The organism is Peribacillus simplex (genome assembly GCF_001578185.1).
In the GTDB taxonomy this organism is placed as follows: domain Bacteria; phylum Bacillota; class Bacilli; order Bacillales; family DSM-1321; genus Peribacillus; species Peribacillus simplex_A.
On the sequence record NZ_CP011008.1, the window covers coordinates 4,557,816 to 4,572,527 of the forward strand.

At 34.5% G+C, this 14,712-nt stretch carries 17 protein-coding genes and 2 pseudogenes; 3 read left to right on the forward strand and 16 right to left on the reverse strand.

The window, feature by feature from the left end; all coding sequences use genetic code 11:
- Positions 1–40 precede the first annotated feature (40 nt).
- Together UP17_RS27970 and UP17_RS21280 are read left to right on the forward strand one after the other, a co-directional pair.
- Positions 41–211 carry a hypothetical protein gene (locus UP17_RS27970; RefSeq protein ID WP_155727436.1) on the forward strand — a complete coding sequence of 57 codons (171 nt, stop codon included), beginning with the start codon at positions 41–43 and terminating at the stop codon, positions 209–211.
- 215 nt (positions 212–426) lie between these two features.
- Complete coding sequence (locus UP17_RS21280; RefSeq protein WP_061465091.1) at positions 427–987, forward strand: GNAT family N-acetyltransferase; 561 nt, start codon at positions 427–429, stop codon at positions 985–987.
- A gap of 235 nt (positions 988–1,222) precedes the next feature.
- Here UP17_RS21280 and UP17_RS29800 read toward each other — a convergent pair.
- The 10 genes and pseudogenes from UP17_RS29800 to UP17_RS21330 form a co-directional block, all read right to left on the reverse strand.
- A pseudogene (locus UP17_RS29800) lies at positions 1,223–1,362 on the reverse strand (IS110 family transposase); the annotation flags it as partial.
- Positions 1,363–1,620: 258 nt separating this feature from the next.
- Positions 1,621–2,949: a group II intron reverse transcriptase/maturase gene (gene ltrA / locus UP17_RS21285; protein WP_061461564.1), complete on the reverse strand. Its 1,329-nt coding sequence runs from the start codon at positions 2,947–2,949 to the stop codon at positions 1,621–1,623.
- Positions 2,950–3,484: 535 nt separating this feature from the next.
- On the reverse strand, positions 3,485–3,589 hold the full coding sequence (locus UP17_RS27975; RefSeq protein ID WP_155727438.1) for an LPXTG cell wall anchor domain-containing protein: 105 nt from the start codon (positions 3,587–3,589) through the stop codon (positions 3,485–3,487).
- 171 nt (positions 3,590–3,760) lie between these two features.
- Positions 3,761–4,228: a hypothetical protein gene (locus UP17_RS21290; protein ID WP_061465093.1), complete on the reverse strand. Its 468-nt coding sequence runs from the start codon at positions 4,226–4,228 to the stop codon at positions 3,761–3,763.
- An 874-nt stretch (positions 4,229–5,102) separates the two neighbouring features.
- On the reverse strand, positions 5,103–5,681 hold the full coding sequence (locus UP17_RS21300; RefSeq protein ID WP_061465097.1) for a phosphatase PAP2 family protein: 579 nt from the start codon (positions 5,679–5,681) through the stop codon (positions 5,103–5,105).
- 171 nt (positions 5,682–5,852) lie between these two features.
- Positions 5,853–6,101 carry a hypothetical protein gene (locus UP17_RS21305; RefSeq protein WP_061465098.1) on the reverse strand — a complete coding sequence of 83 codons (249 nt, stop codon included), beginning with the start codon at positions 6,099–6,101 and terminating at the stop codon, positions 5,853–5,855.
- 252 nt (positions 6,102–6,353) lie between these two features.
- A complete protein-coding gene (gene map, locus UP17_RS21310) occupies positions 6,354–7,094 on the reverse strand; it encodes a type I methionyl aminopeptidase (protein ID WP_061465100.1) in 741 nt (246 codons plus the stop codon).
- A 426-nt stretch (positions 7,095–7,520) separates the two neighbouring features.
- On the reverse strand, positions 7,521–8,021 hold the full coding sequence (locus UP17_RS21315; protein WP_061465102.1) for a DinB family protein: 501 nt from the start codon (positions 8,019–8,021) through the stop codon (positions 7,521–7,523).
- 534 nt (positions 8,022–8,555) lie between these two features.
- A complete protein-coding gene (locus UP17_RS21325) occupies positions 8,556–8,765 on the reverse strand; it encodes a hypothetical protein (protein ID WP_061465106.1) in 210 nt (69 codons plus the stop codon).
- Between the two features lie 242 nt (positions 8,766–9,007).
- Positions 9,008–9,214 (reverse strand): hypothetical protein, encoded by a 207-nt coding sequence (locus UP17_RS21330; protein WP_061465108.1) that lies wholly within the window; start codon positions 9,212–9,214, stop codon positions 9,008–9,010.
- Between the two features lie 440 nt (positions 9,215–9,654).
- Here UP17_RS21330 and UP17_RS21335 point away from each other — a divergent pair, with 440 nt between their 5' ends.
- Positions 9,655–10,890, forward strand: coding sequence for an NAD(P)/FAD-dependent oxidoreductase (locus tag UP17_RS21335; protein ID WP_061465110.1), 1,236 nt, complete (start codon positions 9,655–9,657; stop codon positions 10,888–10,890).
- A 291-nt stretch (positions 10,891–11,181) separates the two neighbouring features.
- Here the strand turns inward: UP17_RS21335 and UP17_RS21340 are convergent.
- The 6 genes and pseudogenes from UP17_RS21340 to UP17_RS21355 form a co-directional block, all read right to left on the reverse strand.
- A pseudogene (locus tag UP17_RS21340) lies at positions 11,182–11,853 on the reverse strand (carbonate dehydratase).
- Between the two features lie 220 nt (positions 11,854–12,073).
- Positions 12,074–12,454 (reverse strand): hypothetical protein, encoded by a 381-nt coding sequence (locus UP17_RS21345; RefSeq protein WP_061465112.1) that lies wholly within the window; start codon positions 12,452–12,454, stop codon positions 12,074–12,076.
- 259 nt (positions 12,455–12,713) lie between these two features.
- Entirely contained in the window at positions 12,714–13,268 is a 555-nt protein-coding gene (locus UP17_RS21350) for a hypothetical protein (protein ID WP_061465114.1), read from the reverse strand.
- A gap of 101 nt (positions 13,269–13,369) precedes the next feature.
- Positions 13,370–13,537, reverse strand: coding sequence for a hypothetical protein (locus tag UP17_RS27980; RefSeq protein WP_155727440.1), 168 nt, complete (start codon positions 13,535–13,537; stop codon positions 13,370–13,372).
- Between the two features lie 178 nt (positions 13,538–13,715).
- Positions 13,716–13,871: a hypothetical protein gene (locus UP17_RS28410; RefSeq protein WP_167556002.1), complete on the reverse strand. Its 156-nt coding sequence runs from the start codon at positions 13,869–13,871 to the stop codon at positions 13,716–13,718.
- Between the two features lie 156 nt (positions 13,872–14,027).
- Positions 14,028–14,381 carry a hypothetical protein gene (locus UP17_RS21355; protein ID WP_061465116.1) on the reverse strand — a complete coding sequence of 118 codons (354 nt, stop codon included), beginning with the start codon at positions 14,379–14,381 and terminating at the stop codon, positions 14,028–14,030.
- Between the last annotated feature and the right edge of the window lie 331 nt (positions 14,382–14,712).

Consider the following 14,712-nt stretch of genomic DNA (forward strand, 5'->3'; position numbering starts at 1 on the left):
ATTAAAAGAAGGTGATGCCAATGAAATAAAGAGACATATAATGCACATTGAGTATCAAGAAAGCTCTGTTTTTTCTAAAGAATTCTTAGCCTTTGTCCCTTTTTTAAAATACGGATCTTCTCTTAGAAAAATACTAAAACTGGTATTAAAAAATAAAAAAATGAAAGGATTAGATTACAAAGTAATGGTAAATCAAGAAGAAATAGTTTAAGCGACCTTGTGTATCCTAATAGGAATGACAAGGTCGCTTACATATTTTTATTTTACCTTATTATCAAAAATCAATGTATCTTAAAATCTATAAAAGCCCCCTTTAGCATTCTAATTTAGTGAAAACCGCTATGCATTTTCACTTATTGCATATCTCTTATTATTAAAAAAAAATCCTAAAACACACTTGAGTTTGCTTATGATTGGAGGGATTTTATGCTTAAGAAACGAGATCTTCATGAAAGCCACGTATTGTACGAACTAATGGCACACCCAGATGTCTTCCCATTTGTACGCCAAAAAGTTCGTTCATATGAGGAATTCTTATTTATGACAAAACAAACGATTGAGGCCGAAGAGCGTGGCGAATTAATTTCTCGAACTATTCTTGATGAGTGGGGAATTCCAATCGGTATGATTACTTTATTCGATATAGAAGATAATTGCGGATTCTTAGGTACTTGGATTGGAAAACCGTATCACGGAAAAGGATATAATAGACCTGCTAAAGATGCTTTTTTTAAAGAACTCTTTAATGAGCTAGGTATTGAGACGGTTTTTATGCGGATTCGAGAAGAAAATATCCGTTCCATAAAAGCTGCCGAAAAACTTCCTTATGTTATAAAAGCAAATGAAACAAGAAAATCGATGTATGCGCAATTAAACGAAAATGGTGCTGTATATGATTTATATGAAATCCCAAAAGACCAATACACTTTATTTCTCTTACAAAAGGATCTATCATATGCAGACTTTTTATATTTACTTGAAGCGTAGACGTTATCGGTTAACCTCTGAATACAATATTATTCAATTTGTGGACTAATGTACGAATCTGATGAATAAGGCTATACACATTTGAGCATTAATTCATAAATGTGTACTTTTGTTCTAGGAACATTAAGTTGTGCTATGTAGGCGGGGAATATTTGACGCTTATGCTTTAACAACCTCGTTGATTCTTCCTTTGATCTCATCTAAAATTCACTGGAATATATTATCACCCAGATTTTTCAAAGAAACACGTTTTACCCAGTTCCAATCCTCTAAAATCGTGCTCTAGCGACATGTTTGTGCTTGGCAATGTTCTACTCCGACAATTAAGGTTTCAGAAGTAATTTGAGAGATTTTATGATTTTGGTTATAATTCATTGTAAGGCCTCCAAATAGATGTTTTTATCCTTGCCAGCTTAGGACACATTCATCATATCAAGAGGTCTTTTTTCATTCAAACCTCATTTTCAGTTATTACAGGAATGCTGTCCCTTAAGAAAAGGAGTTGCTGATCAGCTCCTGGTAATGAAGTAGTCGAGTAGAAAGGAGCCTTCCTACCTTACGGTAAATTGTACTCCTCCCCCTCACAGAACCGTGCTTGCGCTATTAACGCACACGGCTCCTCCTAGTCATCGTTTACAGAAGGTAGCTAATCTCTTTTCTTAGTTCATAGATATTCACTTTGATTCTTGGTGAAGGCAGTGGATATTTACGGAGAAAGAGATTAAATTTATCCCATGTAAAGGACTTTCTTTGGCTTCTTCTGTTTAGCCATTTAAATAGTAAGTATTCGAGTCTCTCTTTGAAGTTGTTAACCATTTGTATGTTATCGGTCATACAATAATAGTTGTAATAACCTATGAGTGAGCGTTTAAATCTATCCATGATCGTATGAATATCTTTATTTCTATTAATCTTCAGCCATTCTTTAGATTCTTTTAGTTTACCTTGGACTTTCTTATTACTAGATTTCCGTTTCACTCGAAATTTCCCTTGTTTGCTTTTCCCGCAATAGTGAGTAAACCCTAGGAAATCAAAGGTATCCGGTTTATTACTCCCATCTCGCTTTGCATTATTTTCTGCAAACCTCCCAAAGGGTATAATTTTCGTTTTATCCTCGGCTATCTCTAAGTTAAACTTCTTCAATCTAAGCTTTAATGAATGGAAGAATTGCTGAGCTTCACTTTTATGTTGAAAACAACAAACAAAGTCATCTGCATATCTTACTATGTAGGCCTGCCCTTTACATTGTTTCCTAACCACTTTCTCAAACCATAAGTCGAGAACGTAATGGAGATATACATTCGCTAATATCGGAGATATTACTCCACCTTGCGGTGTACCGTTATCTGTTTTGTACTTCTTACCTTCCTCCATGTATCCACCTTTAAGAAACCTGCTGATTATTCTCTGTAGGTTAGGGTCGGTGACTCGGAGGTTCAAGAACTCCATCATCCACTTGTGGTCAACGTTGTCAAAGAAACCCTTGATATCTACATCCACTACATAACTTACTGATTTCTTTTCAATATAATGGTTCAGTATTTTCAGCGCATCATGGCAATTTCTATTAGGACGGAACCCAAATGAACAATCTAGGAAGTCATTTTCATAGATAGTATTTAGTATTTTTGTAATGCCTTTTTGTACAATTTTATCCTCATGTTCCGGTATCCCCAAAGGCCTTTTCTTGGTAGAATTGAGTTTTGGGATATACATCCTTCTTACTGGAACAGGGCGATAACTTTTGCTTTTAAGCCTACTTACTAAATCCTTTATATTTTCTTCCAAGTTTTCGCTGTATTGTTCTTTAGTCGTTCCGTTAACACCAGTCGCCTTTTTATTAGGTAGTTCATGATGACACTGTGTTAGCGATTGCTCATTTAATAAATGCGCAAGAGATGTAAATTTCATTTCAGGCTCGGATTTTGCTAATTCTGCTATCCTTAGTAGTTTTGTTTCCATTTATAATACCTACCTCTGTGTGTAGTAAATGTTTCCCTAGTAAGGGTGATAACTGGTAGCTAGCCTTCCCTCCATCGGCATTACCCAACTTCATTGGTACTACGCTGCTATCCGACTCCCTACACGGCATTTGGTTTCCTTACTTGTTATCGCTTGTACACCATACTCTTCAATAAAATAGAAAAGACCGGAAGGGTCTCCCGAGTTGCCGCATCATATCAATGTATAACGTGCCAAGGTCTCTGACTCCAGAGAGGCTTTATCCTTCTTGCCTTTAACGAAGAATAAAATGTAGCTTTCTGCTGCGCTTAAGGCATCAGCCCTCTCGATTTACTAACATTATGGAGCTCAATCCCTTCAACCATTTGGCTTTCGGCCCGTCACCTAACTGTCTACGCTTAAAGACTAACGTTACCATTAGCCCTCCAAGACTCGCTACGAGCGAATGGCTAATTCTTACTCGACGGGAATCCCACCCGCTATATGATACGACCTAGGCTCGGCCGCACAAGCACCCGTTACATGAATTAGAAATTTAATCAGCTTTTCTTGGTTTCTTAAAAAATAAATAACCTAAAGCACCTAAAATTAATGCTATACCTCCGAAAACAATAACTTGATATATAATATCCCCTAACATAACCTGTTCCTCCTATTCTAATAAAAATACAAGATTTTTTCTAAAAAGGTTTTTCAACTGATAGTTTGATTCTAAAAGTCTTATTAAACTAAACTGACCAGTTAGTTCCGTAAGAAAAAGGTTGCCGTAGCAGCCTTCATTATTGAAAAAGCACCAGGTAGTTATCCTTCCTTAGTTTCTCAAATATATGACACTGTCGCTTCTTTCTACTTGAAAATTTACATCATCTTTATTATTAAGCATATAACCAGCAGCTTTATAATTCTCAGATTCAAAAGATATACCATATCCATTATTCTCAGGATAACCATATAAATAGCAGACCACTTTTCCATCGTTCAAAAATACAACTTGATTCATTCCTTCATTTACAGTTTCACTAATAGCATCCCATTTATAACCTACCATTTCATATATATCATCTTTCGGGGTATATGGTCCAAAGGAATATACGACATCCCAGTCAAATGGTGTTACATCTAATAAATTTATTGTTTCAACGGAATGTTCAATTGATAACACTTCTTCTTTTAATAACTCTTCGTTTACATCCCATAAATCCTTCTTTAATAGATTTATGAAGATAGCTATACATATTATACCGAAAGCAATAATCACTACTGTCTTTTTAGATTTCATATCTATCCTCCACCTTGAACAGCAATCTTCCTACTGAAATCAGCCACTTCATTATAAAAATAACTACCAAAATAGGTGTGGATTCTTAATGAACTAACTGCCCCGTTAATTCCGTAAGAGAAAGTGCTCCCAAAGCACCCCCCTTATGGAAGTAAAGCACCCGTTGTAAGCACCTTCTATTATTGGACTTTCTTCGTACAGTGCATTATAAACCTACTTGTTCGTACTTTCTTTATATCTTTTGAATGCAAAAACTGTGGCCGAAAGCAAGAAAGTAAATCCTAGAAGCGACCCGTAAATTGTAGAGTATTCCCAAAGTAAATATAAAACGTTTCCTAAAGTAAAGCTGAATATTGAAAGCATTAAGAATACAAATGTCAAGTTATTCTTAAAAAACAAAGTTTCTCACCTCTTATCCATTTTTTATAACGAATTAAACGAGAGAAAGCCTAAATTTGCATAAAGAAAGAGCTACCTTAAAGACAGCTCTGATCTCAGCTAACGCACCCGTTAGAACGTTAAAGCATTATTTGTCATTTTTTAATATTCGAACCTCTTCTTCTAGTTTATCTATTTTTTGTTGAAGTTCTTTCTTCGGTTGCACTAGCTTTCTTAGTAAAAACAAAACTAATATGACTAAAAGAGAAGATAGAATTAATCCTGGAATGCCTATATTACTCAACAAATACACACCGCCCAATTATCATTAACCAAATTTTATCTTTTTTTATAAAAATAGTCAATAATCACAATTCTACTACGCTGCGCTTAATGATCGAACTGCACCTTTAGCTACAATAAGAAAAAGAGCTGCCAAAGCAACTCCTTATGGAAGTAATGTTCCTGTTAGTTTAGCAAGATATATAATCTGCAACTAACAATCTTTCATCCTACCTTGTCCTTGAAAAATTGGCCTTTCTATTAGTAATGATATGGGTTTTACCTTGAACAAAAGGTAATGTGTAAATAATGCTATTATCACTCCATTTAAAATTCCCGCAACTACATCTAAAGGATAGTGAACCCCTACCCATATTCTTGAGAAAGCTACTACTATCGCTAGAATAAACCATGTATATTTAAAATGATGGGATGATAGCCAAAGAGTAACAGCAATTGCTATTGCAGAAGTAGCATGGTCACTTGGAAAAGAGGAATTAGCAGAATGCTCAACGAGTTGAATAATTTCATGCGATATAAACGGTCGCTCTCTATAAATGAATAACTCAATAGTTCTGTTTATTGAATATGCCAAAGTAAATGAAAACATAGCCTGAAAAGCTATCACACGGAAATTACTTTTATTTAGTAGCCATAACATCAAAATTAATAAAACAAAAGCATATTGAACATATTCCGCAAAGAAAATCATTATGTTATCTAATAATGGATATTGTTGGACCTTACTATTGATGAATTTAAACCATTCATAATCTGCTTCCATAAAACTCATTTCATAATCTCCTTTAATGTACCTGCTTAGTTAGCTGTTCTCCTATTCTCTCTAATTTAATTTTAACAATTATTTCCTATTGTTTCAATTTCTTATAGAGCTAACCTGCCCCTTTGGTGCAATAAAAAAAAGGCTGCCGCAGCAACCTTTCTTAACGAAGTAAAGCATCCGTTAGTTGATTAAATTAACCAAAACAGCTACGAAAATCATTACTGTAATCAAAGTCGACCAGCCTACTTTTTTTGTTACCGATTTCTGGAGGAATTTGATTTTAGATAAAGTAAAATTAATGCACAAAACTACAACTATAATATACAAAAATTTAAGCCAATAGGAGATGCCCATTTTATCAAGATACGGCTCAAGAAAGAGTAATGCAATGAATATTGTAAAACCGTATGCAACATTTTCCCACTTCAATTTTTTTACCCACCTTATGATTTAAAACTTCATTTCCATCTCTATTAATTGGATCACTTAATCAGCTATATAGGATTTTTTTATCCTACTCTCTTCAAGTCATTGTTCAACTCCCCTTAAGCAACATAAGAGCTGCCAAAATGAACTGCCCCCAATTGTTAGACAACATCTAATAATTGGGGTGCAGTTCAAAGCAACTCCCTTATTTAAGTGGGTTGATGTGGGATACACCAATCGAATCCCTTGCTTGAATTAAAGTGTGACAATAATCGGACCATCTTTAGTAAGGATAATAGTATGTTCCAATTGAGCTACATAGCTTTTTTCTGTAGCATAGGTCCAACCGTCTTCTTTTTGGAGCACTTCTTCTTCAAAGGTTGAGATAAATGGTTCGAATGCGATAACCATCCCTTCCTTTAATATTTCATTGTCCCATGGATCATAATAATTGCAAATATGGTCAGGTGCTTCGTGTATTCTACGTCCAACACCATGTCCTGTAAGGTTTTTGATAACAGTGAATCCATGTTGTCTCGCTGTTTCGAATACTGCTTTTCCGATTCTGCTTTTTTTGGAACCGGGTTTTGCTTTCTTAAGACCTGCTTCAAATGCCTTTTTAGCAACATCGCATATTTTCGTTAATACTTCTTCTCCTTCTCCTACCACAAATGAGATTCCTGTATCTGCAAAATAACCGTTCTTTGAAGCAGATACATCTATATTTACTAGATCCCCTTCATGAATAACCCGATGACCCGGAATACCATGTGCCACTTCTTCATTAAGACTAATGCAGGTATAGCCAGGAAAATCATATACACCTTTTGGAGCTGATACTGCACCTGCTTTTTCTAAAAGTTCTCCGGCTATATCATCAAGTTCTTTGGTCGTTATGCCAGGAATTGTCCTTTGTACCAATTCATCTCTAATGGAGGCAATAATTTTGCCAATTTCCTTCAAACCATTAAAATCTTCTTCTGTTTTTGCAATCATTTTTATCCTACCTCGTTATCTTTTATCATTAATAAGCTATATAAGTATTAATTGTACCTTTATTTTCTCGAAAAATAAAAGCAATGTAAAATATTTGGTACAATCCCCCTCGCCTGAATTATTCTTCGATCAAGGAATAGACTACAAAAGGATCTAGTACATATGACTATACTATTAATTGGATTTACCTTCCACTTTTCTTATAGAACCGTTAGCCAGTATTGTGGAGGCAATTAACGTATTCTTGCTGGTAATGTTAAATATCGCAGAAGAGTGAGATTAATTTGGAGCAACAATTGTTTGATTAAAGTTATTCGTTAGCTCAAAGAAAGATCTGTGTAAACATCTCTCGATCCTCAACTAACGTCACCTTTTTGAAGAAAAAATGAATTACTCTTCTCTTGCCTATTTATAATGAATAATATTTCAAGAATACCAATAAAAAGCATAATCAGTCATAACTGAAGAATCACCCAACTGATGTAACATAGCTGAAATATTCCCTCTATGATAGGTTCCATGATTCACAACATGTAAGACCATTTCAGATATACTTGTTTCTCTTAATCCTGCCCATGGATTATCCAACATTATTCTCTGTTCCATATCTTCCTGTCTGTTCAAAAAGGATTTAAACCGAGATGTTAAAGTGTGAAATTCCGTTTCTAAGTCTTCAATTGGCAGTTTCTCAATCTTTTCTTGAATTTGAAATGAAGATTGCATTGCTTCATTCATACTCTGACCCTCGAGGGTATTAAGCCATCCATATTCCACCAAATAGAGATGAGATAAAACCTTTGAAATAGAAGAAAAGACACTTTTCATTTCCTTTTGATATTTCTCAGGAGAAAGTGTCTTAAGATGATCAATAATCCGTTGATTTGCCCATACATGATAGTTATATAGATTTTCTACATGATTTGCCATACAATCGCCTCCTTATCATCACGTTTTTTTATATTCTTTATCAGAATGAATTATTCCTTTAAATATTATTACTTGTTAAAACAAACTATGTATTAGTGATTGACTTTTTTTCTTATCAAAATCTCTAAATAACCAACTAAAAAGGGAATGAAATGCTACGAAACAGAATGCGTATGCTAAATTCCCTAACCAATTTATCGTTTGCCCCCTGAAGTATTGCAGACCAGAGCTTGCAATATACATGAGTATGAAACCCACTATATAACTAATGAAGAATCTTTTCTTTGTCATTGCCATAAATACAAACCGCTCCTATTCTTTGGCAGGCAAACCAACTTTCCTGCCCCGACAGTTGCATAAAGAAAAGGTTACCTTAAAGATCGCTCAATATTCAACGAATGCACCCGTTAGTTTATGAAGGAATATTTGTCTAAACCTGCCCTTAGTGAAAATCACTTTTATTCCTCCTATAAAAATAAACGAAGTGCCAATTTCTTTTTAATAGAAATCGGCACTTCGTTTATTCGCTATACGTTATCGTGTCGCTTTAGGCGGTTGGCACACGTCACATTTACGTTGTTTATTATTTTTAAATTTCGTAAATGTTTTTTCAAAGTTGCTACCACATGTACATTTAAATAGTAACTTTTGAGAAAAACCGTGATATTCCGTCGATAGCAACTTACTTTCCGAATTTTTCTCAACAAATTCTTTAATTTTACCAATCGTCCATTGTTTATTCATTCTCTTACACCTCCATATTTTATCGCTTTGCGGAGGCTTTTCTTGGCATCCGTTCAATTATAAGTAAAAGTAGTAATTATCCTAAGTTAACCATTATAACATGCAGGCACTCAATTAAACAGATGGAAGGTATCTTAATAAACTAAACTTCCCCTTTGGTTCCATAAAGTAAAAGCTGCCTTAAAGAGATCTTAAGCTAACATACCTTAGTTGTAGAAGGTTTTGATGGACTTTACATGCCCCTACATAGGGGCTTTTTCAGGAGTACAGGTCAGGTATTTTCGGGATACAGCATTAAAATATCCTACATCAATAATTGCTTTTTCTCCTTTATCAGGGCATTGAATATGCGTCAGCTGAAGTGATTCATTGATGATGACCAAGTCTATTGCGTCCAATTCTTTTTTGCAGCACGAACACCTTACAGGCAGTAAGTTTTCTTTCTCCATTAAAGAAGCCCCCTTTTGATAAATAGGTATTCTTTATTTCTAGTTGCTAATCCTACCTGTTCACATAACCGTCAAAAATTCCTTTTTCCATTACATGTTCAGTTGTTGTCTATATAGATTGTTCAACCAGCCTTCCCTGATAGCTCCTTAAAGTAAAAGCTGCCTTAAAGACAGCTCTGATCTTCAGTAAACGCACCTTGAATCAGAATATTACTTCTCGTTAGCAACCTCCATACAATTCGAGAAACTAATTTGAATTATCATTCCAATTTTCACCACAAATTCTTTTTAATTGTATATCAGCTGGGAATTTTCTGTACTTATTTCATTTTAACTTCCATACTTTATGTATGTAGTATATTCTTATCAATTACTTTAACATCAGAACTCTGCTAATGAATAAGCAAGTTAATAATTGTACTTGAAAATGGAGTGATACGATGAATAAGACGTATGATGTCATCATTACCGGTGCTAGATGTGCCGGCTCTGCCTTGGCAATTTACCTTGCTAAGGCAGGTTTCCATGTGTTGTTGGTGGACCGATCTACTTTTCCAAGGGACACATTATCAACCCATACATTTTTCAATAATACTGTCGCTCTTCTTCGAGAAATAGGGGCCCTGGACAAGTTATTGGAAACAAAAGCACCACCGGTACGGGATATTAAATTTCAATTTGAGGATACCGTGATAGAGGGTCTCATCCCTGAGGTTTCTGGAGAGGACAGTTGTTATTGCATTAGAAGAACTTATCTCGATCATATCCTACTGGAACAAGCCAAATCTCAAATGAATGTAACCGTTTTAGAAGGGTTCCGTGTGACGGATGTCATCCGTGATGACGAAACAGTAATAGGCGTGAAAGGTTTAGACGGCAACAACGAGAAACAAGAATTTTCAGCTCGCCTTGTAGTCGGGGCTGACGGCCGATCCTCTATTATTCGCAAGCTGGTAAACAGTGAACTCAAAATAAGCATTCCGGCAACAGTCGGCATTTATTTCGGGTATTTCTCTGGATTTCGCCACGATAATGTCCCTAAATTTGAAGTATACAAAAGAAAAGAAAACACAGCCATTCTCTTTCCGACGAATGATGACTTATATGTTATTACCGGCATTTTCCCATTAGAAAATAAGGAATTGATAGAACGGTTGAAATTAAATCCGGAAAGCTGTCTACGGAATCTCTTAACAGATAACTTTCCGAGTACAACAATTGGGGCGCGCTTGAAAAATGCCGAACTAGTAGAACCGGTCAAAGGCATCCTCGGATATGACAATTACTGGTATAAAGGAATGGGAAAAGGATGGGCGTTGGTTGGAGATGCAGTTTGTTTTAAAGATCCTGGCATGGCGCAGGGTATCCATGATGCTATATGTGGAGCACGTATATTATCCACTATTCTATCAAAATATAAGGGACAATCCGATCAATCAAATCAAATGTCTGAAGAATATCAAAAGGCAATAGAAGATGAGTTTATGGTTCGGTTTCACATGGGATGCCAAATTTCGAAGAATGAACAAATATCTGAACAACAGGATGCTGTCAACAAACTAATCAGTTCCCATCCAGAGGCAATAGAGAAGTTTTTAGGGATTTACAATTACGCAAACGAGCCCGCTGTTTTAGAAAAAGAACTCGCACGAATTATGCAGTCGATCCAGCAATGATTTTTAGAAATTACGGGATTCAAGAGGATCGTTTGATCAATCTTTACTTTAAAGCTACAGTTGATTCTTTTTTCAGCAGATGCTTTAGGACAATTAAAGAAATAAAAAAAGGGCATTTCCTAACGTCAGGAAATGCTTTTTTTTGCTGAGATTTTGCTTTGTTTACAAAATACCGAAGTTTTGGGCGGTACCCATCTATACGTCTTTTTCGAGGACAAAAAACGACAAAACAAATAAAAAGTAATAAAAATAATATACGTCTAAAAAAGCACTTAAATTAAGTGTAAATTATCAATAGGCAAATCCGCATGAGCAACGGTTTTTCCCAAATAACAGATGATAAGATGCGGGGAATTCCTGATTGACTCGTTGAACTTCATATGCAAACTCCTTATCATCCTTTGGTACGGGCGAAAGTGCATCCGCTTTTTCTTGAGAATCAATATTAGCACCAGGTGGTACGAACCTGCCAGGTGGAATTCGAACGCCATTTGTTACTACTGCATTATAAGCAATAAATGAGCCTCTCCCTACAATTGCGGTATAAACAATCGAATTAAAACCAACAAATACTTCGTCTGCTATATAACAAGGACCATGTATAAGGGCACCATGAGCAATGGTCACTTCATTTCCAATGAAGATAGAATACCTCTTTTTTCCAGATGTGATCCTTTTATTTAATAAACCATGTAAAATCACCCCGTCCTGGATATTTGTATTGGAACCTATATAAAAAGGGGTTCCTTCATCCGCACGTATGCTTACATTAGGAGCTACAAAAACATTGTTTCTAATTGTAACATCCCCTATGACACTGGAAAACTGACTTACAAAAGCTGTTTAATCAATTTCAGGAAAACGTTGAACAGGATTAAATGAAGTAACAGGGTTGGGGCTTATGAATGGTTCAAAACAGTGAGAATGGTTATTAGAGGCGTTTGATCCTTCTTTTTCTCCCAAGTTATCACCTCCTTCACAATTTAATGGCGTTTAATTAGTTTATGCAGGAAGATTGGGTGAGGAATGGGCTAATAATATCAGCTTACTATCCCTTTAATTGCATAAAGAAAAAGCTTCCTTAAAAACAGCTCTGATTTTCAGCTAACGCACACGTTTGTAAAAGACAAAAAGGCATTAGCCATTATTCAATAAAGAATTCTTTAGCAAAAACATCAATGCTTTAGTCTTTCTTTTTCCAAGACATTAAATCAAAAAAAGCCAATCCAAATGATACACCCAAAGGAATACCTAAATCCCAAACCTCCATTTCCGAACGTTTAAAAAAATAAGAAAGAAGGTAGTTCAAAGCACTTAAAGAAATAAACCAAGTAATAAACGTAAAAAGCCTTTTTCTTATTTGAATCCAATTTAACTTTCTTGTATTGGCAATAACTAAAAAGATGGAGAACACACCATATAGAAGAAGATAAATTAAATATCCTATGATAAATTTAAAAGAAAACGAAGTATCAATATCCTTATATAATATAAATATCGTAAGTATGGTTCCTGCCAAAAGTACAATAGACGAAATTATGTTTAATGAAATATATTTCTTCATCTTTTACCCCCTTACCTTCAAAGTCTTGATTTCTTTTGATTATCTCAAAATATCAGAACTTATGTATTGGTAACTCATTCCTTGTTGAACTATCCAGCCCCAATAGTTGCATAAAAAAAGCCTGCCTTAAAGACAGCTCCAGACTGTAGACAAATTCGATTTTCATCTAGTGGAACTGCCCCGATAATTCCATAACCAAAGAGCTACCTTAAAGACAGCTCTGCTCTCCAGCTAACGCACCTGTTAGTTCTATAAGCTCTTAAAGTCCACCATCTAAACCGTCAATTTTCACCCCTCTACTCCAATCACGATCGATTTTTAATTCATTATTTGAAGTGGATATGGTGAGTTCTCCTTCTTTCTCATAAATTTTAGATGAGTTCTCGTCATAAACTTTGAATGTCGTTGTATATAAGTAATCTATTGTGCCATCGTCATTTTTGCTTTGTTCTTCAAGTTTCACATCTTGTACTTCAATACTTTTATTAATTTGTTTAGATACCAATTCTGGTATTTGAAATTTACGGTTAGCGATTTCAGCATTATATTGATCTTCGGTTAAATATACTTTAATCTTTTCTGCGATTTCAGCATAATTTGGGGGATTGGATGGATCTTTAATCGTATATAGTTCTGTACTATAGCTATTAAATAATTTTTCTGCCTCTTCTACTTTGACCAAATTTTCCTCTTTAACGGGTTTTCCTTCTTTTTCTTCACTGTTTTCTTTGACCACATCTTTGTTACAAGCAACTACACCAATAAACAATACAGACAAAAACAATAAACTAAGAATTTTCTTTATGATAGCCACCTCATTCCCTTCAAATGAACCTACACTCTACATATTCTATACAAATTATGAATTACCCTTGTTGAACTAATCTGCCCCGTTAGTTCAATAAAGCTAGTTTATCATTTGTGATTTTTCAATATTTGAACCTCTTCTTCTAGTTTATCGATTTTTTGTTGAAGTTTTTTCATAGGTTCTAAAATCCTTCGACCTAATATAACGAAGAAGCCGGTAATAGCAATAACTACCCCAGCAGAAGCTATAAACAATATCAAGGCAATGTCAAACATAAAAACAACTCCTAATTTATTCTTAGTATTTTCATATACGAAAATTGAATAACAAAAGTTTTGTTTTTCTTCACTATAAGAAAAAGAGCTACTGATCGGCTCCTGATAATGAAGTAAAGCACTGTTTGTTGAATTAGACCTTTTGTAGAGTTAACACAAGCTGTGACATAAAAAACAGTTAAAAGGTTTTAAAAATTGTATTTAAAACAATGAATAGAAAAATGATAATAGCAACTACGATTGCTTCAAGTGTGAATTTTTTATTCTGTTTTTTTTGCTGTAATTTCTCCCTATACTCCATTTGAATCTTTTTCTTTTTATCATCTAATTTCATATAGCAGTTAGACTCCTTAATGAAAATATTTAGGTTAATTCTACCATGTAGCCATATTCGTTCTTCAACTAACCTGCCCCTTTAGTTCATTAAGGGGTTTTACACTTCATTTTCCGAATGTATGATAAACAACCTTTTGATGACGCTTACGCACCTCTATTTTATTATTAGAAGATTAGTGACAGAGCTTAAATCTCTCCAATTTACAACAACCAATCCAATTACAATAATATTTTTAACAATATTCACGAACAATCTGTTATGTCTAATATTTATATCTTTATCTTCATTTATAAAAATGGGTAAATTAATATTTTCATCAGACCTTTCGATGAATGTAAACGCCCCCCAAACTACAACTGCTATTAGAGGTAACGCTATAAAACTCTTTACATCACCATTTCCTGAAATACTCCATTTATAAAACACTTGTATGAAACCTAGAGTAAGACTTAATAGGGATAAAATATTCATAATAATTTCTAATGGCATTTTCTTAGAATGTGACATTTTTTCTTTACCTCCTCTTTTTTCTTTATCTATTTCTCTTTATTCATTTTTTCTAAATTATAACATTTTTTTCGTGTTTCACCCTAGGTGCTCAGTGATAATATACGACCACAGTTCGAGTGCTATACTAGTCATAATTGTACTAGATAGGTATTTTTTTACTTGAATTTGAATGTATGATAATTGTAAGAATCGCACATTTAAAAGGACACAGATTGACGACCTATTTTTATTATTTAATTCCATACTCATAGTCGGAATTAAATTCCTATGGGGCAATGACCAATTCTTTGTCCAATTTATGTGGGGGCTTTCTTTCAAATCCTTATTA